Origin of the sequence: Microbacterium sp. NPDC056569 (assembly GCF_042793475.1) — a bacterium.
Lineage (GTDB): Bacteria > Actinomycetota > Actinomycetes > Actinomycetales > Microbacteriaceae > Microbacterium.
In genome coordinates, this window is the sequence record NZ_JBHTUV010000007.1 from 38,519 (window position 1) to 61,158 (window position 22,640).

20 protein-coding genes are annotated in these 22,640 nt (G+C 67.5%); 15 read left to right on the plus strand and 5 right to left on the minus strand.

Translation table 11 applies throughout. The features are described from left to right. Positions 1-118: 118 nt before the first annotated feature. Complete coding sequence (locus ACFQ7C_RS09675; protein WP_378899696.1) at positions 119-2,158, plus strand: acyltransferase family protein; 2,040 nt, start codon at positions 119-121, stop codon at positions 2,156-2,158. 102 nt (positions 2,159-2,260) lie between these two features. On the opposite strand, the gene glf is transcribed toward ACFQ7C_RS09675, so the two are convergent. Both glf and ACFQ7C_RS09685 read right to left on the minus strand, forming a co-directional pair. After that, the gene (glf, locus tag ACFQ7C_RS09680) at positions 2,261-3,412 is read right to left on the minus strand and encodes a UDP-galactopyranose mutase (protein ID WP_378899698.1); all 1,152 of its coding nucleotides are present in this window, start codon (positions 3,410-3,412) and stop codon (positions 2,261-2,263) included. 60 nt (positions 3,413-3,472) lie between these two features. Next, positions 3,473-5,719 carry a hypothetical protein gene (locus ACFQ7C_RS09685; protein ID WP_378899700.1) on the minus strand — a complete coding sequence of 749 codons (2,247 nt, stop codon included), beginning with the start codon at positions 5,717-5,719 and terminating at the stop codon, positions 3,473-3,475. A gap of 108 nt (positions 5,720-5,827) precedes the next feature. On the opposite strand from ACFQ7C_RS09685, the gene ACFQ7C_RS09690 reads away from it, so the two are divergent. Genes ACFQ7C_RS09690 through rfbB form a run of 10 tightly spaced genes read left to right on the plus strand, consistent with a single transcriptional unit; the run spans position 5,828 to position 14,207 of the window. Beyond that, the gene (locus ACFQ7C_RS09690; protein WP_378899702.1) at positions 5,828-6,703 is read left to right on the plus strand and encodes an NAD-dependent epimerase/dehydratase family protein; all 876 of its coding nucleotides are present in this window, start codon (positions 5,828-5,830) and stop codon (positions 6,701-6,703) included. Beyond that, the gene (locus ACFQ7C_RS09695) at positions 6,700-7,443 is read left to right on the plus strand and encodes an NDP-hexose 2,3-dehydratase family protein (protein WP_378899704.1); all 744 of its coding nucleotides are present in this window, start codon (positions 6,700-6,702) and stop codon (positions 7,441-7,443) included. The genes ACFQ7C_RS09690 and ACFQ7C_RS09695 overlap by 4 nt, the downstream gene beginning before the upstream one ends. Positions 7,444-7,496: 53 nt before the next feature. Continuing rightward, positions 7,497-8,450, plus strand: coding sequence for a Gfo/Idh/MocA family protein (locus tag ACFQ7C_RS09700; RefSeq protein WP_378899706.1), 954 nt, complete (start codon positions 7,497-7,499; stop codon positions 8,448-8,450). Further along, positions 8,447-8,893: a GtrA family protein gene (locus ACFQ7C_RS09705; protein WP_378899708.1), complete on the plus strand. Its 447-nt coding sequence runs from the start codon at positions 8,447-8,449 to the stop codon at positions 8,891-8,893. Before ACFQ7C_RS09700 ends, ACFQ7C_RS09705 begins: the two co-directional genes overlap by 4 nt. Continuing rightward, a complete protein-coding gene (locus tag ACFQ7C_RS09710) occupies positions 8,890-9,726 on the plus strand; it encodes a glycosyltransferase family 2 protein (RefSeq protein WP_378899710.1) in 837 nt (278 codons plus the stop codon). The genes ACFQ7C_RS09705 and ACFQ7C_RS09710 overlap by 4 nt, the downstream gene beginning before the upstream one ends. Then, positions 9,723-10,754 carry a glycosyltransferase gene (locus ACFQ7C_RS09715; RefSeq protein ID WP_378899713.1) on the plus strand — a complete coding sequence of 344 codons (1,032 nt, stop codon included), beginning with the start codon at positions 9,723-9,725 and terminating at the stop codon, positions 10,752-10,754. The genes ACFQ7C_RS09710 and ACFQ7C_RS09715 overlap by 4 nt, the downstream gene beginning before the upstream one ends. After that, the gene (locus ACFQ7C_RS09720) at positions 10,744-11,667 is read left to right on the plus strand and encodes an NAD-dependent epimerase/dehydratase family protein (RefSeq protein WP_378899716.1); all 924 of its coding nucleotides are present in this window, start codon (positions 10,744-10,746) and stop codon (positions 11,665-11,667) included. The genes ACFQ7C_RS09715 and ACFQ7C_RS09720 overlap by 11 nt, the downstream gene beginning before the upstream one ends. A gap of 43 nt (positions 11,668-11,710) precedes the next feature. Then, a complete protein-coding gene (locus ACFQ7C_RS09725; RefSeq protein WP_378899719.1) occupies positions 11,711-12,298 on the plus strand; it encodes a dTDP-4-dehydrorhamnose 3,5-epimerase family protein in 588 nt (195 codons plus the stop codon). Positions 12,299-12,336: 38 nt separating this feature from the next. Then, positions 12,337-13,206 (plus strand): glucose-1-phosphate thymidylyltransferase RfbA, encoded by an 870-nt coding sequence (rfbA, locus tag ACFQ7C_RS09730; protein WP_378899722.1) that lies wholly within the window; start codon positions 12,337-12,339, stop codon positions 13,204-13,206. Positions 13,207-13,208: 2 nt separating this feature from the next. Then, the gene (rfbB, locus tag ACFQ7C_RS09735; RefSeq protein WP_378899725.1) at positions 13,209-14,207 is read left to right on the plus strand and encodes a dTDP-glucose 4,6-dehydratase; all 999 of its coding nucleotides are present in this window, start codon (positions 13,209-13,211) and stop codon (positions 14,205-14,207) included. A 57-nt stretch (positions 14,208-14,264) separates the two neighbouring features. Here the strand turns inward: rfbB and ACFQ7C_RS09740 are convergent, their stop codons facing one another. Together ACFQ7C_RS09740 and ACFQ7C_RS09745 are read right to left on the minus strand one after the other, a co-directional pair. Beyond that, entirely contained in the window at positions 14,265-15,164 is a 900-nt protein-coding gene (locus ACFQ7C_RS09740) for a glycosyltransferase family 2 protein (protein WP_378899728.1), read from the minus strand. Next, positions 15,158-16,720, minus strand: coding sequence for a glycosyltransferase (locus ACFQ7C_RS09745; protein WP_378899731.1), 1,563 nt, complete (start codon positions 16,718-16,720; stop codon positions 15,158-15,160). The genes ACFQ7C_RS09740 and ACFQ7C_RS09745 overlap by 7 nt, the downstream gene beginning before the upstream one ends. A 300-nt stretch (positions 16,721-17,020) precedes the next feature. On the opposite strand from ACFQ7C_RS09745, the gene ACFQ7C_RS09750 reads away from it, so the two are divergent. The 4 genes from ACFQ7C_RS09750 to ACFQ7C_RS09765 are packed head-to-tail and all read left to right on the plus strand — an operon-like array spanning position 17,021 to position 20,510. After that, positions 17,021-17,887 (plus strand): ABC transporter permease, encoded by an 867-nt coding sequence (locus ACFQ7C_RS09750; protein ID WP_378899734.1) that lies wholly within the window; start codon positions 17,021-17,023, stop codon positions 17,885-17,887. Further along, positions 17,871-18,617 carry an ABC transporter ATP-binding protein gene (locus tag ACFQ7C_RS09755; protein ID WP_378899737.1) on the plus strand — a complete coding sequence of 249 codons (747 nt, stop codon included), beginning with the start codon at positions 17,871-17,873 and terminating at the stop codon, positions 18,615-18,617. The genes ACFQ7C_RS09750 and ACFQ7C_RS09755 overlap by 17 nt, the downstream gene beginning before the upstream one ends. Beyond that, positions 18,610-19,620 carry a glycosyltransferase family 2 protein gene (locus ACFQ7C_RS09760; protein WP_378899740.1) on the plus strand — a complete coding sequence of 337 codons (1,011 nt, stop codon included), beginning with the start codon at positions 18,610-18,612 and terminating at the stop codon, positions 19,618-19,620. Before ACFQ7C_RS09755 ends, ACFQ7C_RS09760 begins: the two co-directional genes overlap by 8 nt. After that, positions 19,566-20,510 (plus strand): hypothetical protein, encoded by a 945-nt coding sequence (locus ACFQ7C_RS09765; protein WP_378899744.1) that lies wholly within the window; start codon positions 19,566-19,568, stop codon positions 20,508-20,510. Before ACFQ7C_RS09760 ends, ACFQ7C_RS09765 begins: the two co-directional genes overlap by 55 nt. 37 nt (positions 20,511-20,547) lie before the next feature. Here ACFQ7C_RS09765 and ACFQ7C_RS09770 read toward each other — a convergent pair whose 3' ends face one another. Next, entirely contained in the window at positions 20,548-22,575 is a 2,028-nt protein-coding gene (locus tag ACFQ7C_RS09770) for a cell wall-binding repeat-containing protein (protein WP_378899747.1), read from the minus strand. Between the last annotated feature and the right edge of the window lie 65 nt (positions 22,576-22,640).

Here is a 22,640-nt window from a genome sequence, read left to right on the forward strand (position 1 = left end):
CAGGTCGGCGTCGGTACGCTAGCAGCGCGTCACTTCGTCAGGACGCCCCCGCCCTTCCTGGAACACGATGACAGCATCTCTTGTAACGGCCGCCGCCGAGCGCCGAGCAACCCCTGCGGTGACGGCCGTCCGACCCGAGATCCAGGCGTTGCGTGCGCTCGCGGTGCTGGGGGTCCTCGTCTTCCACCTCTGGCCTCTTCGCCTTCCCGGCGGCTACGTCGGCGTCGACGTCTTCTTCGTCGTGTCCGGCTTCCTCATCACCGACCACCTTCTTCGCGAACAGGCGCGCACAGGCAGGATCTCGCTGCCGAAATTCTGGGCGCGACGCGCGAGGCGGCTCCTTCCGGCTTCGCTTCTCGTTCTCGTCGTCACGACGCTCGCCGTGTGGCTCTGGGTGCCCGACACCCGCTGGTCGCAGTTCGGCGCCGAGATCATCGCATCCGCGTTCTATGTCGAGAACTGGGCGCTCGCCGCACAGTCCGTGGACTACATGGCGCTGTCGAACGTCAAGTCACCCGTCCAGCACTTCTGGAGCCTCGGCGTCGAGGAGCAGTTCTACCTCGTGTGGCCGTTCCTCGTCCTCGCCGGCGTGGCGATCGCCGCCCTGCGGCGGGCGCGCGCGGAGGTCCTGATCGCCGGGGTGATCGGCCTCGCGACGGTCGCGAGCCTCGTGTTCTCCATCTCGTCGACGGCCGTCGAGCCGTCGATCGCCTACTTCTCGACCTTCACCCGGGCATGGGAGTTCGGTCTCGGGGCCCTGCTCGCTCTCCTCCTGCGTCGTGTCGCGGTCCCTCTCCGCACCCTCCCGGCGGCCCTCGCGTCCTGGGTGGGGTTCGCGATGATCGCCGTGTCGATGCTCCTGTACACGGCCTCCACTCCGTTTCCCTCCTTCACCGCTCTCCTCCCCGCGGTCGGCACCGCCCTGGTGATCGCGGCCGGATCGCCGAAGTCCGTGATCGCGCCGACGGGACTGTTCTCGATCCGCCCGGTGCAGTTCGTGGGCGACGTCTCGTATGGCGCCTACCTGTGGCACTGGCCGCTCGTGGTGCTCCTCCCCTATGCCCTCGGCGCGCCCATCGGCACGTTCGCCGCGGCCGCCATCCTCATCGCGTCGATCGTGCTCGGGTGGCTCTCGAAGAGGTTCATCGAAGACCCGGTCCGCGCACACGCGCTCGTCGCGCACACCAGGGCCCGGTGGACATTCCTCGCCACACTGATCGCGATGCTGATGGTCGCTGCGTGCGCCCTGCCGCTGGCGCTCCACCGGATCACGCCGCCCACGCCGACATCGACCCAGGAGTCGGTGTGCTACGGCGCCGAGGCGATGCCGGACTCCTCCTGCGGCCCGGTCGAAGACGTTCCTCTCGTCGCGTCCCTCTCCTCCTTCGCCATCGACCTGCCTCCCGACGACATCCGGGCATGCGAGCGGTCCACCGCCTCCGACGACTTCGCGCGGTGCGATTTCGGAGACCGCGCCGCGGCGGGTCCCCATGTCGCGCTGATCGGGGACTCCCACGCCACACGCTTCGTCGAGCCGCTTCGCTCGGCGGTCGCCGCGGCGGACGGCGTGCTGAGCACCTACCTCGTCTCGGGATGCGCCGTGATGTCGCGCGAACTGACCGGGAGCGCCTGGGGATTCGACCCCGCTTACGCGGAGCAGTGCCTCGACAAATCGGTGCGCATGCACGATGCCGTCGCTGCCGACCCCGACATCGACGTGGTCGTGCTCATGAACCGCACGAGGCTCTACGTCAGTGACGACCCGTCCGTCCACCCGCTCACCCAAGCCCAGGTGGAGGAGAGCATCCGGCGACTGCAGGACGCGGGAAAGCTCGTCGTGGTGCTCAAAGACCCTCCCGAGATGAGCGCGGTACCGCCGCAGCAGGGCGAGAGCGCCGTGGACTGCCTCACGCGTTCAGCGACTCCTTCGCAGTGCAGCCTTCCGCGCACAGCGGCCGTCTTCGACGACCCGATGGCAGCGGCGGCGCTCGCGACCGGAGCGACGCTGATCGATCTCGACGACGCCTTCTGCGACGCCGAGCGCTGCATGTCGCGGATCGGCGGCGTGGTCGTGTACACCGACGACAACCACGTGACGCGCTCGTTCGCGCGGAGCCTCACCGAGCTGCTGGACAGCAGGCTCGCGCCGGTCCTCTGACGGCAGTGACCCGCGGCTCGACGCCGCGTTTCCGCGGGCGTCAGAGGACGCAGCCGGCAACGAGGGCCGGCGGGGCGGCGCCCCGCGCTCGCGCCGGAGGATTCACGCCGTGGCAGCGGCCGCGAACTGGTTGCTCCACATCGAGAGTGCCGACCCGATGGCCATGTGCATGTCGAGGTACTGATAGGTGCCGAGTCGTCCGCCGAAGTACACGTCCTTCTCGCCCTTCGCCAGCTCGCGGTAGGCGACCAGGCCCGCGCGGTCCTCTGGCGTGTTGACCGGGTAGTACGGCTCGTCGTCGCGTGTCGCGAAACGCGAGAACTCGCGCATGACGACGGTCTTGTCGTCGGGGTAGCGATCCGCGCGCTCCGGGTGGAAGTGCTTGAACTCGTGGATGCGGGTGTAGGGCACATCCGCATCCGCGTAGTTCATGACCGAGGTCCCCTGGAAGTCACCGACCTCCAGCACTTCTTCTTCGAAGTCGAGCGTCCGCCACGAGAGCGCGCCTTCGGTGTAGTCGAAGTACCGATCCACCGGTCCGGTGTAGACGACCGGCAGCTGGCCGACGGTCGCCGCCTTGTTCAGCGGCTGAGACTCGTCGAAGAAGTCCGTGTCGAGCTTCACATCGATGTTGGCGTGATCGGCCATGCGCTCGAGCCACGCGGTGTAACCGTCGGTGGGCAGACCCTCCCACGTGTCGTTGAAGTAGCGGTTGTCGTAGTTGTACCGGACCGGCAGCCGGCTGATAACCTCCGCCGGGAGATCCTTCGGGTCGGTCTGCCACTGCTTCGCGGTGTAGTCCCGGATGAATGCCTCGTACAGGGGCCGCCCGATGAGTGCGATGCCCCTCTCTTCGAGGTTCGCGGCATCCTTCGCATCGAACTCGCCTGCGAGCTCATGCACGAGGGCGCGAGCCTCGCCCGGCGTGTAGGCGGCCGAGAAGAACTGGTTGATGGTGCCGAGGTTGATCGGCAGCGGGAAGACGACGCCCTTGTGGTTCGTGTACACGCGGTGCACGTAGTCGGTGAAGGTCGTGAACCGGTTCACGTACTCCCACACGCCCGGGTTGGAGGTGTGGAAGAGGTGAGCGCCATAGCGGTGCACCTCGATCCCCGTCGTCGGCTCGTCCTCGCTGTACGCATTCCCGCCGATGTGGTGCCGGCGATCGATGACGGTGACTTTGCGACCGGATGCCGCTGCCCGCTCGGCGATCGTGAGACCGAAGAAGCCGGAGCCGACGATGAGGAGATCCATGGATGAGCGGTGCTTTCTGGGGTTCGGGACGGCGCGAGGGCGCGCTGCATCCCGTCGATTCTAGTCGCGCGCGCCGGTCGGCTCCGTGCCCGTCACCGGCACCGCCTCAGCGTCCGGCCGGCGGCGGGCGCTGAGGAAGGACGCTGCGCACAGCACCACCGCGAGCACCGCGGCCAGCAGCGCACTGGCCAGCTCGATCCCCCACCCCGGCGGCCGGAAGGTGACCGTGATTTCGTGACCCCGGTCCTCAGCGCTGACGTCGAGCGTGAGGAGGAAGCCACGCTCGGGATCCGCGATGACACCCGACGAGGCGCTGTAGCCGGGCCACGCCATGCGGCTGAAGACCACACTGCCACCCGTCGAGGTCACGTCCTCAACCCGCAGCCGCAGCTCGGTGTCGGTCTCCGAGACGATCTCGGCGCGAACTCCCGCCGAGACTCGCGCGATCCCGCCGGCGGGCTCGACCGGCTCGTCCCGGACGACCCGCCACGTGTGCTCACCGGTCTGCAGCGTCCAGCCTTCCGGCACGAACGGAGCTGTCTCCAGGTCGACACCGGGGATGCCGATGACGGTGTTCAGGCGCAGATCGTCGGCGAGCGCGACCGGCTGCGCCGGGGTCGTCTCGAAGAGCCGTTCGTATGCCTGCGGGCAGGTGCTGCCCCTGATGTCGATGCACAGCTCTTCGGCGAAGGCGCGGAATGGAAGAACCGTGTAGACACCCACGACGTCCTTCTCGGTCAGGTACCACAGATTCGCGAGCAGCGACTCGTCGTACGCCTCGGGGTCCTGCTGCAGCGAGTAGACATCGCCCACCGTCATGACCCCCGGCGTGAGGTCCGTGCCGACGGCCTGCATCTGGCTGACGGATGAGGGCACGCGGAACTCCCCCAGCGGGCTGTTGCCGTACTTGACCAGCTGCGGGACCATGAGCGCCACCGACGCGGTGAGTGCGATGAGCGGAACGCCCCATCCCGTCCGGGGGTCCGCACCGCGCCGCACGGCCGCGTCCATGATCGCGAACGCCCCGATCTGCAGCACGGCGGCGCCAACCACCCACGCCCACGCGGCGGGCTGCGCCGCCCACGCAAACCATGCACAGCCGGCGATGACGAGGACGACCCCGACGCGCTGCGCGCGTGAGGCCCGCCGGGGCCAGCCCTTCGTCGCGGCGACCGCGATGAGCAGGACCACGGCGAGAACGAGATAAGGCATCATGCGCGCCGGGTAGCGGAGCGGCCCGAGGACGCTCGGTCCGATCACCAACGCGCCGGTGGCGATGAGGACGCCGAAGACCGGGAGAAGGGTGCGCCAGTTCCGCCACAGCGCCGCAGCCGCGATGAGCGCGATCGGAACCAGCCAGCTCGTGTACTGCAGAGGCACCGGTGCCATGTCGCCCCAGTACCCGCGGACGGTGCTCACAGCGGTCACGATCGGCGAGGTGGCGAGGTCGCTCAGGTCCATGTTGAGGAACTGGTCGTTCTCGATGCCCGATGCGGACCGCACCGTGACAGGCGCCGTCAGTATCCCCGGCAGATAGACGAACACCGTCAGCAGTCCTGCGTAGACGCCCAGCCAGACGGGCCGGAGGATCGCGCGCGCTCCGCCCGAGACCGCAGACTCGATGATGACGAAGACGAACAGGATCACCAGCTCGATCACGCCGAACACGTAGCCCACCGTGATGAGCAGGTAGGCGCTGATCACGAATGCGAGAGGGTTGCGCCCTCCGATCACCGAGCGCCTCAGCGTCCACCATGTGACGGCGAACAGCGCGACGCTCTGCAGCCCCGTCACCCACGAAGGCGCATCGAGGTACATCGTCTGTCCGCCGGCCGTCGCGCCGAAGGCGGCGACCGCCGCCCAGCCGGGCGATGCTCCGTAGTCACGGGCGAGCAGGAAGACACCCACGCACAGGAGCACGAGGAACCCCACCTTGACGAGCGTCGCGTAGACCGTCGCGCCGCCGAATGCGTGGGCTCCGATCGCGACGACCCACGCGAGCGGGCTCCACACGCCCCACTGGCCCTCGGCCAACAGATTGCCGCCCTGCCACGCTCCGGGGTCGAGGATCGTCCACGTGCCCGACAGAAGCCTCGTGCCCAGCTCGTACCACTGACCGTACGCGCCGAGCTGCGTGTCGTCCCAGAAGAAGTAGCGGGGTGTGCGAAGGATGCGAAGCGCGGCGTGCAGCAGCGTCGCAAGGATCGCGAGCCCCAGCCACACCCACGGCCGGGTCAGCCAGGCCCGCACTCCTCCGGGGGTCACCGACTCGGGCTGAGGGAGGACATCGCCTGGCTCTCGCGTCATCAGGTGTGGCACCCATCGAGCGTACTCGTACGCCCCTGCGGCGCCGACCTGACATCCAGCATCTCCCGAGTAGGCTGTTGCGGGCGCATCGGCGCCGAGGAGGACGGCATGAGTGCCAAAGTCGTGGTCACGGGCGCAGGCGGATACATCGGCCGGCACGTCGTGCAGGAGTTGCTCGAGCGGGGCGACGAGGTCGTCGCGATCGCCCGGTCCGGTGATGAGTGGCTGCGCACCGTGCTTCCCGCCGATCAGATCATCGAGCGGTCCGCGTTCGATCTCACCGAGGACGATTGGGCCCGGATCGAGGGCGCCGACGCCCTGATCCACCTCGCCTGGCGCGACGGCTTCGTGCTGCGGTCGCGCGCGCACGGCCAGGACCTCTCGGCGCATTACGACTTCCTCATGACGGCCGCCGACCGAGGAGTGCGCCGGATCGCCCCCCTCGGGACCATGCACGAGATCGGGTACTGGGAAGGTCCGGTGGACGCCGAGACCCCCTCGCGCGCCACCACGCCCTACGGAATCGCCAAGACCGCGCTGCGGCAGCTCCTCGGCGCCTCGCTCTCGGACGGCGCGACCGACCTCGTCTGGCTCCGCTGCTACTACATCGTCGGCGACGATGTCCGCAGCAACTCGATCTTCAACAAGATCCTCGCCGCAGACGCGCGCGGCGATGCCGAGTTCCCCTTCACCACCGGGAAGAACCTGTACGACTTCATCGATGTGGACGAGCTCGCGGTGCAGATCCGGGCCGCGGCACTGGACCAGCAGGTGACGGGGACGGTCGAATGCTGCAGTGGCACGCCGCAGTCGCTCGCCGACGCGGTCGAGGCGTTCATCGCCCGGCACGGCCTGTCGATCACGCTCGCGTACGGCGCCTTCCCGGATCGGCCCTTCGACTCGCCCGGAGTCTGGGGCGACGCCGGCCGCATCACCGAAGTCCTCCACAGGCAATCACACATGGCACGAGAGAACAGCGAATGAATCCTGCAGATGACCTGAAGGCCGCGGCGGCCTCCATCGACGACGAAGCGGCGCGAGCGAAGCTCGAGGAGTACATCGATCTCGTCCTCTCCGACGTCAACTCGTTCCATACGCTCGACGATCTGAGGACGTGGATCGACGACATCCGTGCCCGCTCCCCGATCCGGCTGGATCGCAAGAACATCCCCGACCTGCGCGACTGGCGCGTCGATCCGGAGAGCGGCGAGATCTACCACGTCTCAGGCGAGTTCTTCCGGATCGTCGGCGTCAGCATCACGAATTCCGCGCGCGAGGTCAGCGGATGGGACCAGCCGTTCATCTACCAGCGGGAGGCAGGAATCCTCGGGATCGTGCGCACGCGGTTCGACGGCGTCTGGCACTACCTCCTCCACGCGAAGGCGGAGCCCGGGAACACCCTCTTGTATCAGATCTCCCCCACGCTCCAGGCGACGTACTCGAACCTGAAGACGGCGCACGGCGGGCGCGTTCCGCGCTTCAGCGAGTTCTTCCTCGAAGAGGGCGCCGCGCCGCGCACCGTCGTCTATCGTCAGTGGCTCGCCGAGGACGGCGGACGCTTCTACCTCAAATCCAACCTCAACATGCTCGTCGAGGTCCGGGCCGAAGACCTTCCGGAATTCCCGGATGAGTACCGCTGGTTCACGCTGTCGCAGATCAAGGCGCTCCTCAAGGAGGACAATTACATCAACCCGCACGTCCGGGGGATCCTGTGCCACCTCTGAGGATCGGCGTTCTCGGCGCGTCCAAGATCGCCGATCGCTCGACGGTCCCGGCGATGCTCGGCACCCCCGGTGTCGAGGTGGCGGGAGTCGCCGCCCGCGCGCGAGACCGCGCCGTGGAGTTCGCGGCACGCCACGACATCCCGGTGTTCGACGGCTATCGCGCGATCATCGACGACCCATCGATCGACGCGGTCTACATCCCCCTGCCGGTGGGTCTTCACGCCCAGTGGGCGCTCGCGGCGCTCGAGGCCGGGAAGCACGTGCTGTGCGAGAAGTCGCTGGCCGCAAGCTACGGCGAGTGCGCTGCGATCCTCGACGCCGCAGCGGCATCGGACCTCGTCGTGGTCGAGAACTTCATGTGCGAGCGCCACCCGCAGAACGAGTTCGTACGCGACGGCATCGCGGACGGGTTGATCGGGACGGTGCACCACATCAGCCTGTCGTTCGGGTTCCCTCCCTTCCCCCCCGATGATCTCCGCAACTCGGTCGAGCTCGGCGGCGGAGCGCTCAATGACGCGGGCGCGTACTGTCTCGACATGGCGAGCTTCTACCTGGGCGCCGCTCCTGAGGCGGTCACCGCCACGCTGCGCGGCGAGCCGGGCGGCGTGGATCTCGTGGGTGCCGTCCTGCTCGAATTCGCGAACGGCACGACGGCCGCGGCCTCGTTCGGCTTCGAATACGACTACCGGAACGAAGCTCGATTCTGGGGCTCGAGCGGCCAGCTCGACATCGACCGCAGCTTCTCCATCCCCGCCGACAGGACCCCGGCGGTGACGCTGACTCGGAACACCGTGCGTGAGCGGCTCGACATCCCGGCAGCCGACCAGTTCGCCCTCCAGGTCGCGTACTTCCGCGATCTGGTGGCTCGCGGCGACGGCTCGACGGAGCTCGCGTCGCGTCGCCGTCACGCCGCTGTCATGGAGGCCGTCCGCACCAGCGCGGTTGAGAACCGACGCGTGCGTCTCGACGACGACGCCCTGTTGCGCGCGGGCGGTGCGCCGGCATGAGCGGCATGCCTCCTGCGGACTCGCCGCCGGGTCCGCTCATGAAGATCGTCAAGGACAAGCGGGTGCTGTTCCTTGCGGTCGGCGCCGCGAACACGCTGATCGGCTTCCTCTGGTACACCCTGTTCCTCTGGCTCTTCCACTCACTGCCGGGCGGCTACATGATCGCGCTCGTCGTGGCGCAGATCGTGAGCGTCCTGTGCGCCTTCGTGCTGTACCGGCACATCGTCTTCCGGGTGAAGGGCCACGTCTGGCGTGACCTGCTCCGCTTCTCGTCCGTGTACGCGGTTTCGTTCGCGATCAACCTCGTGATGCTGCCGGTCCTCGTCGAGGTGCTGCACATCCACCCCCTCGTCGCGCAGATCGCGATCGTCACCGTCACGACGATCGTCAGCTACGTGGGGCACAATTACTTCTCGTTTCACAGGAAGCGCGGTGCGTCATGAGCCACCCCCGTGTATCGGTGGTCGTTCCGGCCTACAACAACGAGCCGTTCATCCGGCAGACCATGTCCTCCGTGCTGGAGCAGGACGGGGTCGACCTGGAGCTGATCGTCGCCGACCACAGTTCGAAGGACGCCACGTGGGACGCGATGGGAGAGTTCGCGGATGACCCACGGGTCCGGCTCCTGGTCACGCCTGCCGGCGGTGGCGCGGAGGCGAACTTCAACCGCGTCTCCGCCGAGGCGCGCGGCGATCTCATCAAGCTGCTGCCCGGAGACGACTACCTTCTCCCGGGCTCGCTTCGCCGCCAGGTCGCGATCCTCGACGAGAACCCCGCCGCGGTGCTCACGGCCGCTCGCCGGCGGCTGGTCGATGCCCGCGGTGACGTGGTCGTGAACGCCTACGGGCTGAAGGGCGTCCGGGGGCCCATGCGCGGCGCCGAGGCGATCCGTCACACCGTGCGGGCGGGCTCGAACGTGTTCGGCGAGCCCGGCTCGGTGCTGATGCGACGCCAGGCCCTGGATGCCGCGGGGCTGTGGGACTTCCGGTTCCCGTACCTCGTGGATCAGGCGACCTACATCAATCTGCTGCTGCAGGGCGATTTCATACCGGACGCAGAGCCCGGCGCGGTCTTCCGCCTCAACAACGGCCAGTGGAGCGTCGCGCTGACGGACTACCAGTACCAGCAGGTGTCGTCCTATCACCGCGACCTCCGGCAGCGTCGGCCCGACATCCTGACGGAGGGCGACGTCCGTGTGGGTAACCGCAACGCCTGGCTGATGGCACAGCGCCGGCGCGTCACGTACCGGATCCTGAAGAAGAGGATGTCGTCATGAGCGAACGACACGAACACACCATCTCCGTCGTCATCCCGGTGTATCGCGGGGAGCGCACACTTCCTGCCGTCATCGACGAGCTCGTCCCGTACACCCAGGGATTCCAGACGCCCGACGGGTCGTCGGCCCGGATCACCGAGGTCATCCTCGCGTACGATCGCGGTCCGGATCGATCCGACCTGGTGCTGCGCCGGCTCGCGCAGCAGCACACCTTCATCAAGGTCGTGTGGCTCAGTCGCAACTTCGGCCAGCATGCGGCCACCCTCGCAGGCATCGCCTCTTCCGGCGGCGACTGGATCGTCACGGTCGACGAGGACGGTCAGCAGGACCCGGCGTTCATCTCGGCGATGCTCGACACCGCCATCCGCGATGCCGCTGAGGTCGTGTACGCGAAGCCGACGAACAAGCCGCCCCATGGTGTGGTGCGCAACGCGGCCTCCCGGGCGGCCAAGCGGATCCTGCAGAGCATCTTCGGCAGCGGCAACGCGTCGGAGTTCAACAGCTTCCGGCTGATCCTCGGCGAGATCGGCCGGAGCGTCGCCGCCTACACCGGCACCGGCGTATACCTGGACGTTGCGCTCACGTGGGTCGCGAACCGTCAGGTGACGTGCGATGTCACGCTGCGGGAAGAGGGCGACCGCCCCTCGGGATACTCCTACACGCGGCTGCTGGGCCATTTCCTGCGCATGGTGCTCTCGACGGGCACGAAGGGGCTCCGCCTCGTGACGATCCTCGGCGCCATCTTCGCGATCGCCGGCGTGCTCTTCGCGGTGTACCTGATCATCGCCCGGATCGTCTCGGGAGACGTGCCCGAGGGCTGGACCTCGCAGATGGTGGTGACGGCGCTCGGAGTCGGGGCGATCCTCGTCTCGCTCGGGATCGTGGCGGAGTACCTTGGCGTCGCGGTGAACATGGCGATGGGCAAGCCCCCGTACCTGATCGTGCGCGACCCCGCCGATTCGCCCCTCGCTCACCGGCCCGACGTACCCGCTCGCCGACCCGACGTACCGCAGCACGATGACGCGTGACTGGGTGATCGGCCGAGGCCTGCTCGGCAGCGCCGTGGCACGGCGGACGGCGAGCGAGCCGATCGTCCAGCACGTGAGGTGGTCCGAGCGCGCCCACGCGGAGGCCGATCTGCGCGAGGGTCTGCGCAGGCTCTACGAGGACGACGCAGAGGCTTACACGTTGTACTGGTGCGCAGGGAGCGGAGTGACCTCCACCCCCGCCGAGGTGCTGCGGGAGGAGGCTGAGGTGTTCGGCGCGTTCCTCGCGGGGTTCGCCGAGGTGCCCGACGGGCTGCGCTCCCGCACGACGGTGTTCCTGGCCTCGTCCGTCGGCGGCGCATATGCGGGCGTCGACGACCCTCCCTACTCGGAGTCGTCGCCGGTCGCCCCCGCGTCCCCGTACGGCGAGACCAAACTGTCGATGGAGGACTCGCTTCGCACGGCGGTCGCCGAGCACGGGCTCCACGGGTTCGTCGGGCGCATCACCAACCTGTACGGACCGGGTCAGAAGCTGGGCAAGCGACAAGGGCTCATCTCCGTGCTCTGCGAGACGTACGTGCGTCGCGAGCCCGTCACCGTCTACGTCTCCCTCGACACTCTGCGCGACTACATCTACGAGGACGACTGCGCCGCCGTGGTCGTCGCAGGCACGGATCGGGCCCGCGACATCGAGCGCGGTGCGACCGTCACCAAGATCATCGGCGCAGGCACGGCGGTGTCGATCGGCGAGCTCATCGGGACGATCACCCGGGTGCGCCGTCACCGCCCCCTCGTCGCCTTCGGCGGGGGCGACGCGCGGGGGCAGGCATCCGACCTGCGAGTACGCAGCGAGGTGTGGACGGATCTGCAGGGGCTCGTCCAGACCTCTCTGCCGGCCGGGATCGCCGCCGTGCTGCGGTCGCTGGGCAGCGCCGCGGCGTCGGGGAACGCCTGAGCGCGCGCGGGAGGCCCCGGGCGCCGCTGATAGACTGGCCCCCATGCATGTGAGACCGCTGGCCATTCCGGGAAGCTTCGAGTTCACCCCCCGTCAGTTCGATGACAACCGTGGCTCGTTCGCCGAATGGTACCGGTTCGAACCGCTTGAAGAGGCGGTCGGTCACCGCCTGGACCTTCGTCAGGCCAACATCTCACGCTCCGCCAAGGGCGTGCTGCGAGGCATCCACTACGTCGACCTGCCGGGCCAGGGCAAGTACGTGACGTGCGCCTACGGCGCCGTGCTGGACTTCGTCGTCGACATCCGTGTCGGGTCGCCGACCTTCGGTCAGTGGGACGTCGTCCGACTGGACGACAAGGACCGTCGCGCCATCTACATCTCTGAAGGCCTCGGACACGCCTATGTCGCGCTCGAAGAGGACTCGATCGTCACCTACCTCTGCTCGAACGTCTACAACGCGCAGACCGAGGGGGCCATCCAGCCGCAGGACCCGACCATCGGCCTGACCATTCCAGAGGAGTTCGGCGAGCCGATCCTGTCCGAGAAGGACATCGTCGCTCCCACACTGCAGGAGCTCCTCGACGCGGGGACGCTTCCGACCTGGGAGAACGCGCGCGGCTTCTTCCGCTGATTCGCCGACGAGTCCGCGTTCCCACGAAAGGTTCTGCCATGAAGGGCATCATCCTGGCCGGAGGATCCGGCACGCGCCTGCACCCCATCACTCTCGGGGTGTCCAAGCAGCTTGTCCCCGTGTACGACAAGCCGATGATCTACTACCCCCTCTCCACGCTCATCAATGCCGGGATCAACGAGATCCTGATCATCACGACACCGCGTGATTCCGATCAGTTCCGGGGGCTCCTGGGAGACGGGTCGCAGTTCGGCGTCAGCATCGAGTACACGACGCAGCCAGCACCGGATGGCCTGGCACAGGCCTTCGTGCTGGGTGCCGACTTCATCGGCGACGACACGGTCGCGCTCGCTCTGGGCGACAACATCCTGTACGGCCCCGGTCTCGGTCAGCAGCTCCGTCGTTTCCGCGACATCCAGGGCGGGGCGATCTTCGCCTACTGGGTCGCCGACCCCACGGCCTACGGCGTCGTGGAGTTCGACGAGAACGGCATGGCGATATCGATGGAGGAGAAGCCCTCGGTGCCGCGGAGCAACTACGCAGTGCCGGGTCTGTACTTCTACGACAACGAGGTCATCGAGATCGCCAGGTCCCTGAAGCCGTCCCCGCGAGGTGAGCTCGAGATCACTGACGTCAACCTGGAGTACCTCCGACGCGGCGCTCTCCAGGTCGAGGTTCTGCCCCGGGGCACCGCGTGGCTCGACACCGGAACCTTCGACTCGATGACCGACGCCGCGGAATTCGTGCGCACCATCGAGCGTCGGACCGGGCAGAAGATCGGCTCTCCCGAAGAGGTCGCGTGGCGTCGTGGCTTCCTGACGGACGAGCAGCTGCGTGCGCACGCCTCGACGCTGCAGAAGTCGGGGTACGGCCAGTACTTCATGACACTCCTCGAGCAAGGACGCTGACAATGGCACGGATTCTGGTGACGGGCGGCGCGGGCTTCATCGGCTCGAACTTCGTGCACCACCTCGTCGACACGACCGACCACGATGTCGTAGTGCTCGACAAACTCACCTACGCGGGCAATCGCGCCTCGCTCGACGGTCTTCCGGCAGGCCGCGTGGAGTTCGTCCGCGGCGACATCGCCGACGCCGGGCTGGTCGACGAGCTCTTCGGCCGAGTGGACTCCGTCGTGCACTACGCCGCCGAATCGCACAACGACAACTCGCTCCACGACCCGCGGCCGTTCCTCGACACGAACATCATCGGCACCTACACCCTGCTCGAGGCCGCGCGTCGGCACGATCGCCGATTCCACCACATCTCCACCGACGAGGTGTACGGCGACCTCGAACTCGACGATCCCGCGCGCTTCACCGAGACGACGCCCTACAACCCGTCCTCTCCGTACTCCTCGACGAAGGCCGGCAGCGATCTCCTCGTGCGCGCCTGGGTGCGTTCGTTCGGCGTCCGTGCCACGATTTCGAACTGCTCGAACAACTACGGCCCGTACCAGCATGTCGAGAAGTTCATCCCGAGGCAGATCACGAACGTCCTGCGAGGCATCCGCCCCAAGCTCTACGGCGCCGGCGAGAACGTCCGGGACTGGATCCACGCCGACGACCACTCCTCCGCCGTATTGACGATCCTCGATCGCGGGACCATCGGCGAGACCTACCTCATCGGCGCTGACGGCGAGGAGAACAACAAGGACGTCGTCGAGCTGATCCTCGAGCTCATGGGCCTGCCCCGCGACGCCTACGATCACGTGACCGACCGGGCCGGCCATGACCTGCGGTACGCCATCGACTCCACGAAGCTGCGCACTGAGCTCGGCTGGCTCCCGCGCTACGGCGACTTCCGCGCCGGCCTCGAGTCGACCATCGCCTGGTATCGCGACAACGAGTCGTGGTGGGCGCCGAGCAAAGACGCCACCGAGGCGTTCTACGCGACCAAGGGGCAGTAAACGGTCGGTTGACGCAGAACCGCCTGCAGCGCAGTCGCACCGCAGGCGGTTCTCCGGTCATGTGCGTGTCTCGGGGTACTCGACGCCGGGGTTGAAGAACGCCCCCGTCACCCACCTGCCCAGCAGGCTTCCCCGCAATGCCAGCGGCACGCGGCCGCGCTGAAGGCTCACGAACAGGCGGGCACCGAACTCGAGGTAATACAGCAGGCCGCGGTGGTGAAGCTGGTAGGACGCTTCGTTTCGCACGCCGTAGCGGAACTTCCACAGCGACTTGCTGTCCACCATCGCGAAGTTGACGCCGCGGTTGTCGCCCATGTCATGGATGACCACGCTGTCGAGGACCTGGACACCGGGACACACACGCGTCAGGCGAAGCGTGTACTCACGGTCGTCGAACCAGATGAAGTAATCGCGGTAGGGCAGCCCGTATCGTGCGATGGCCCAGCGTGGGATGAGCACCGACACGAACGAGCACGCCGTCACCATCACGTTCTGCTGGCCCTTGACGAGAAGCCGTCCCCAGTCCCACGTCGGCACGGGATTGTTCATCTCGCAGATGTTGCCGTCGGTGAAGTTCACGACCGAGCAGGCGAACGGCACATCGGGCCCGAGTTCGTCCACTGCGGCATCGAAGCCGCGGACGAGCGCCTCGAGAGCATCGGGTTTCGGATAGCAGTCGTCGTCCATGATCCAGACATGGTCGGCGCCGGACGCGTACCCGCGCAGCATCCCCTCGGCGAACCCGCCTGCTCCTCCGGAGTTGGTCGACATCGTGACCACTTCGAGAGGGACACTCGACTCGAGACCCGCGAGGTAGTCGGCGGTGCCGTCCGTCGATGCGTTGTCGATCACGAGCAGTCGCGCCACCGGCAGAGTCTGCGCCTGCACAGACGCAATCACGGTCTTGAGCTTCTCGAGGCGGTTGAACGTCACAACCACCGCGGCCACGGTCACCACGTACCGACCTCCTGTGCAAACCATTCCGTCGCCGATTGCTGCGACAGCAGCTTCTTCTCCGACTTCCGTTCCCTGGTCCACAGCTCTCGACGAGCAGCCTCGTCCGATTCGAGCGCCAGCACGCGTCGTGCCGCCTCGGAAACGGACCGGTGGACGCGTCGCGAGATCAGTCCCTGACGCGGAACGATGTCGGCTTGGGCGCCGACATCCGTCGAGACGACGGGCACACCGTGAGCGATCGCCTCGAGGGTGGTCAATGTGAGACCTTCGTTGTGAGAGGTCACGACGAGCAGATCGGCTTCGGCGAGGGTCTCGTCGACCGGGACGGCCGAGCTGCGGCGTTCGATCACGTCACCGAGACCCTTGAGGGCGATGAACTCGTCGGCCCAGCCCGCGAGCTCGCCGTCGCCGTGCATGATGAAACGCACAGTGCGCCCCGCCGCCCTGACGCGGCCGGCCATGGCGATGAAGACCTCGGGCGCCTTCTGCCGCGCGAATCGACCGACGAACGCCACGGTGAACGGCGCATCGGGGTTGCGCTCGCGGAACTTCGCGTCCTTCAGCTCGACGGTGAGGCCGCCCAGGGGTGCCATGAAGACCTTCGCGGCGGGGATCCCCTGCGTTTCGGTCATCCAGCGGGCGAGCGTCGGCGAGATGACGTGGTGCGCAGTGATGCTCGGCGCCGCGACGACACTGCTGCGGGGATAACCTCCCCCGCGGTATTCGACGATGTGCGTGGAGTCGACGATCGGTATGCCCGGTCGCGACGCCGCGATCCACGGAAGCCGGTCGTACAGCCACTGATTGTGGTGGACCACGACGCCGCGGATGTCGAAAGCGCCGAGGATTCCCCTCAGCAGCTCCTCGACGCCCGGCGTCTGCGAAGCGACAGTCGGCTCTGAGAAGGGGATGATCAGGGCACCGTCCAGCTCCGGGCGGCCGATCCACGGCTGGTGGGATTCACGATTCGTGAGCACGATCGGAAGCAGGCCGGCCTCTCTCACCAGCTTCACCGTCTCGAACGCCCAGCGCTCTGCGCCGCCGAGCTCGAACCAGTGGAGTCCGATGATGACGGCACGCTCGGCGCCCTCCGGTGCAGCGGGCGCGATCACGACGCGACTGTCATCGTGCGCACCACCGGGAACGAACTCGCCGTCGTAGTCACGGGGCGCGGCACGCGTGGTCAGCGACCGACGGTGGCGGAGGAGCTCGAGGTCGCGCAGCTCGTCGTACAGCAGGGGCGAGCGATTCCTGATGGACCGCAAGACCCGACGGAGGCCCCGCGGCGACGGGTCGCGCGGCGGATCGTAGGTGAGGACGTCGTCTCGCGAGATGCGGATGTGCCGCGCGTCACCTTTGACCAGCTCCTGGGAGCGGCTCTCGGCCGGGATGTTCTCGCGATCCTCGGCCGCCACGAGGCTGGTCATGCGGAGCGTGAGCAGGCGTCGGCCGAAGTCGCGCGAGCGTCCGGTGAACGACGCATCGTCCGTCAGGTGCGGCAGGTTCGCCCACCCGCCGTCGTACTCGTGGACCGTGAGCGATCGGGCGGGAGACATCAGGGCGTGAAAGTTCAGCGCGCCGACCAGCAACCGGCGTTCGCGCGTCGAGAGCCCGCGCACTTCGGCCTCGTCGTCCAGTCGGAACAAGGCCCGTTCGCCGAGCACGTGTCCAGGTATCACAGTCGAAATTCGCCTCTCGGTTCTGAACGCGGAAACCCCGCGAGTCTACCAACCACGCCTCACCCCTCCTGACGCCGGGCGCCGCCGGATAGGGAGAACCGGCCGCAACGCCTAAGATCGAAGATGCTCTGTTCACCCTCTTCGCCCCAGGGTGCGGTACGACCCCCGAAGGACACCATGACTACACCCGCGCCCGCGGGCACCCCGCTGCAATCACCAGGGCGGGGCCTGGGACTGATCGGCGTGTTCCGGCATCGCTACCTGCTGTCGCTCCTCGTGCGCAAGGAGGTCCAGATCCGCTATCGCGGATCGCTGCTCGGCTGGTTGTGGTCGTACGTCAAGCCACTCGTCCAGTTCGTGGTCTTCTTCGTCGCCGTGGGTGTCTTCCTCGGCATGAACGGACGCGTCGAGTTCTTCCCCCTGTACCTGCTCGCGGGCATCACCGTGGTGACCTTCTTCAACGAGGCGTTCTCGAACGGCACCCGGTCGCTCGTCGACAATGCCGCGCTCATCAAGAAGATCTATCTCCCCCGCGAGATGTTCCCGATAGCGAGCGTGCTGATCGCCGGGGTGAACACGATCCCGCAGATCCTCGTCATCATCGCGATCGCGCTGTTCTTCGGCTGGGCACCGTCCCTCGTGCACATCGCGGCCCTCGTCCTCGGCATCGTCATCGTCGCGCTGCTCGCAACCGGACTGGGGATGCTCTTCGGCGCGATCAATGTGACATTCCGCGATGCGCAGAGCTTCGTCGAGATCATCGTGATGTGCGCCGTCTGGGCGTCGCCCGTCATGTACCAGTGGCAGATGGTCGCGTCCGCGGTACCCGAGTGGCTGTTCGTGCTCTACCGCCTCAACCCGCTGACGCCCGCGGTGGAGCTGTTCCACTTCGGCCTGTGGTTCCCGCTGGACCCCGTCGACGGTCAGGTGCTTCCCGGGCTCGGCCTGTACAGCGCCATCGCGACAGTGACCGCGGCAGTCCTGCTCATCTTCGGCCAGCTCGTCTTCCGCCGATTGGAGGGGCGTTTTGCCCAGGACCTCTGACGCATCCGCAGCGCCACGCATCGTCGTCGACGACGTCCACAAGGACTTCACGCTCCGCCACACGCACTCCTTCAAAGAGACGTTCGTAGCCGCGATGCGGCGCAAGCCGGTCACGACGCAGTTCCATGCTCTCGACGGCATCTCCTTCTCGATCGGCGAGGGCGAGTCGGTCGCGCTCCTCGGTTTCAACGGCTCGGGCAAGTCGACGACGCTCAAGCTGATCTCGGGCGTTCTGCGCCCCGACAGCGGCCGTGTCCTCACTCGCGGCCGCGTCGCCGGCCTCATCGAGGTCGGCGCGGGGTTCCATCCGGATCTCTCGGGGCGCGAGAACATCTTCCTCAACGCGGCCATCCTGGGCATGAGCAAGAAGGAGACCGAAGCGCGCTACGACGAGATCGTGGCGTTCTCCGAGATCGAGCAGTTCATCGACACCGAGGTCAAGCACTACTCCTCGGGGATGTTCCTGCGCCTGGCCTTCTCGGTCGCGATCCACACCGAGGTCGACATCCTCCTCATCGATGAGATCCTCTCGGTCGGCGACGAGCCGTTCCAGAAGAAATGCCTGGCTCGCATCCGCGAGCTCCACTCATCGGGCAAGACCCTCGTCGTCGTCAGCCACGATCTCGACATGGTGGCGGATCTCTGCGAACGCGCGATCGTGATCAGGAACGGCAAGGCCGTGTTCGATGGAGCAAGTCACGAAGGGGTGGCGGTGTTGCGCAATGCATGAGGGAGCGGATCGGCCGACAGTGGCCGTCGTCGTGCGTACGAAGGATCGGCCCAGGATGCTGCGGCGCGCGCTGGCGAGTATCACGGCCCAGACCTTCCCTTCGTGGGAGGCGGTGATCGTGAACGACGGCGGCGACCCGGCGACCGTCGACGAGGTCGTGTCCGAGCTGCCCGCTGAGCACCGCGACCGCATCAGCGTCCTCCACAACCCCTCGGCGACCGGTCGATGGCCCGCAGCCAACGCAGGGATGCAGGCGACCTCGGCTCCCTACCTGGTCCTCCACGACGACGACGACTCGTGGCATCCGGACTTCCTGGCCCGCACGGTCGCCTACCTCGAGGCGAACCCCGACGAAGTCGGCGTGATCGCTCGCACCGAAGTGATCCTGGAGCAGTTCGACGACAGCGGTGAGATCGTCGAGACCGGCCGGTACGTGCTGGAGGATCACAACCCGGAGGTGCTCGCCACCGATCTCCTGCAGTTCAACCGCTTCGTTCCGATCGGCTTCCTCTATCGGCGAAGCCTTCATGACAGGATCGGGCTGTACGACGCCTCGCTCCCGGCTGCGGCCGACTGGGCGTTCAACATGCGGGCGATGCTCATCCACCAGATCCGCTACGTCGATGACCAGGTCCTCGCGTACTGGCATCAGCGGCCGGGTGTCAACGGTGTGGCAGGCAACAGCGTCTTCGCCGCCCCGGAAGATCACGACTTCGCCAACCGCGCTCATCGCGATCGCGCGCTCCGCGAGTTCATGGCCGCGCACGGCACCGGCTTGCCGCTCTACCTCGACGCGGTGTTCGAAGCGCAACGGAACGCTGCGGAGCAGTCCGAGCAGCGCGTGATCGCGGCGGTCCGCGAGTCGAACGCCCGCTTCGACGAGTTGAAGTCGGCTCTCGACGCACTCCAGCGCCATCTCGATCGCACAGTCGACGCCCGTGTCCGGGGATGGGTCTGGCGACGCAAGAGCCAATTGCGCGGCCTGGGACGCGGTCGGAGCTGATGAGGCCGTTCCGCACCCTCGTGTCCGATGTCAGGGCGCGACTTCGCACAGACGTCGAGACGCCGGGCTTCCGGCGGTTGCGTGCCGGCAACCTGCTGGGCGCCGGGCGGCTGTCCGGTGGCTCCGGTCCGGTCGTCTCGCTGACGACGTTCGGCGACCGTACGCGGTGGAGCTACCTCGCCATCCAGTCGATCGCGCGCGGAAGCCTCACGCCTGCGCGGACCATACTCTGGCTCGACGAGCCCGACGCGTTCCGCACGTTGCCGCGCAGCCTGCGGCGTCTGCGCCGGCGTGGTCTGGAGGTCCGGCTGGCTGAGAACTTCGGCCCGCACACCAAGTATTTCCCGTTCGTCGAGGAGACCGCCGAGTTCACCGGACCACTCGTCACCGCGGATGACGACACGATCTACCCCCGTTCCTGGCTCGCGCGACTCGTCGACGAGCATCACCTGACGCCCGACCTGATCGTGTGCTACCGCGCCCGGCGCGTCACGTTCGACGGCGCGGACCTGGCTCCGTACGCGGTCTGGGACTTCAGCACCGGCAGCGAACCGTCCTGGGCGCATTTCATGACCGCCGTGTCGGGCGTGATCCACCCGGTGGAGATGCTGCGGTCATTGAAAGCACGTGGGCGAGAGTTTCGCGAGTTGTGCCCGGACGCGGACGACGTCTGGATGCACAACACCTCGATCAAGGCCGGCATCCGCATCCGGCTGATCGACGGGTTCAGCCGGACGTTTCCGCTGGTCGAGGAGACCCAGGAACAGGCCCTGTGGTACTCGAACCTCACCGGTGGGGCGAACGACCGCCAGATCGCTGCGACCTACGACGACTCCGAGATCGCCCTCCTGAGGCGCGAGACTTCCGCCATCGACAGCGCCGACGGGTAGACCACCGTCGGTGACGAGCGTGCGGCGCCCACGCCGCTCAGCATCGCACCGAGCGGGCGACGGCATCGTCGAGGCTCGGCGTGCCGCCGATCAGGGTCATCTCCCTGACACCGCTGATGAGCATCCACACCTTCGTCGCACCGACGAGGCAGGTCGCCGGGGTCGTGAACAGCGGCGCTTTGTACTTCGCTGCCAGGATCGAGCCCGTCAACGCGTCGGCGAATCCGCCCCCGGTCGCCACGAGCGCAGATGCCGCTCCCTGCGGGTATGCCGCGGCGCCGAGCAGACGGCTGGTCTGGAATCGATCCGCGCCGCCGTAGCGTTGGACTCCGATACCCGCGGCGACCATGTCCGCCTCGATGCCGGCGCTCACGGCGAGCGTGTTGCCTGCGATGATGCCGGTCGAGGTTCCCAGCCGGGCGAGGGTCTCCCGTGTCGCCTCATCGAGCCTCGGCGCCGTGCCGTCGACGAGGATGACGGGCGCTCCCTGCGCCCCGCCGAGCGCGGCCGCCACCACGGCGTCCGCGTAGGTCCGGCCCGTCACCACGTATGCGGATGCGGCGCCGCCGAAATAGCGTTCCGCGACGAGCCTGCTCGTCTCATAGCGGTCAGCGCCGGCGATGCGTTCGAGCGTCGCCGCGGTGGCCACGGACCTGACCGCGGCCTCCACCGAGGGGGTGACACGCGTCTCACCGCCGATGATCACGACGCGGGACGGAGCGAGCCGGGTGATCTCGGCGGCTGCCGCCGCGGGCAGCGCGTTGGGGTCTGTCAGCAGCAGCGCACCGCCGCTCCGCCCCGCGGCCGCGCCGGCGGCCAAGGCATCGGGGAAGTCCGTGCCCGAGGTCAGGAAGACTGTCGACGCGCCGTTCGGATAGGACTTCTTCGACACCTCCACCGCGGTCTCATAGCGGGTGGGACCTGCGAGGCGCGAGGTCGTGTAGGTGACGGGCGGCGTCGGTGTCAGGTAGGCGCCGTGGACCCAGAAGTACGCGCCGTTGATGCGGATCTGCCACCACTCGCCGAGCACGCCCGTGCGCGTGACGACCGTCCCCTGGCTCAGGGACCGGGCCACCGGCTCGCACGATGTCGACGGGGCGTGTCGGGCATTCAGCGAAGCGACCGAGACCTGGAACTCACCGTCTGCCGGGGTCACCGCAGAGGAGGCCGGTTGCGCGCAGGCGTTCACAGGCACCTGCGTCGAACCGAACCAATCGGTGAAGTAGTTGTAGAAGTTGCGGTTGCCGTAGCTCGAGCACCCATCGCCCTCGGCGTATCCGGCGCGGAGGGCGGCGGCATTCGGCTGGTAGGGGGTGTAGTAGTAGAGGTTCGCTGTGGCCTGGTTCTGGACGTACACCGGCGACGATCCGCACCCGCGGTTCGGGTTGAACAGGATGTTCCATGTCTTGCCGGGCGCATACCAGGTGAAGTACTGGCTCGTACCCGGCGGATTGGCGTAGCGCTTGAGCTGCCACGCCGCACCGAACACCTGATTGAAGAAGCCGTAGTACCGCGTATCGCACGCCGCCGTGTCGGGACACCCCTGTCCCATGGCGATCGTGTACCGCCAGTCCGAGGGCCACACGTGCGTCACGAGGCCCTGCTCCTTCTGCAGCGTGACCAGGATGACCTGCGGGTTGATCCCGCAGGCCTGAGCGACCTTGTAGATGATGCGCGAGGCGCGCTCGCGCACCCCGCCCGCATAGGCCCCGCACATCGCGTCGGCGGTCGTTGTGCGCGACACGTCGTACCAGTCCTTGAGGCACGTGTACCCGGCTTCGCACCGCGGGACCCTCTGCTCGAGGAACGCCTGGATCTGCGCCTCGCTCATGGAGTCCTTGTAGAAGAACACCGCGTCGCTGACGATGTTGCCGGGCTGGAATCTGCTGAGGTCTGCCGTGGGACGGATCGATGAGATCACCCCATCGGTGACGGACGGCGACAGGGCGGACGCCGCGGGAGCCACCGGCACGAGGAGACCGATGATCAGCGCGACCACGACCCCGAAAAGCCTGATCTTCGACGTCTTCGGCGCGATCGCGCCCGTTCTCACAGCCCCCGCCATGTGAACAGTGTGGCGGATGTGACGGTTGGGTACAACATGGGTTGCCGGCGCCATGCCGCGCACGG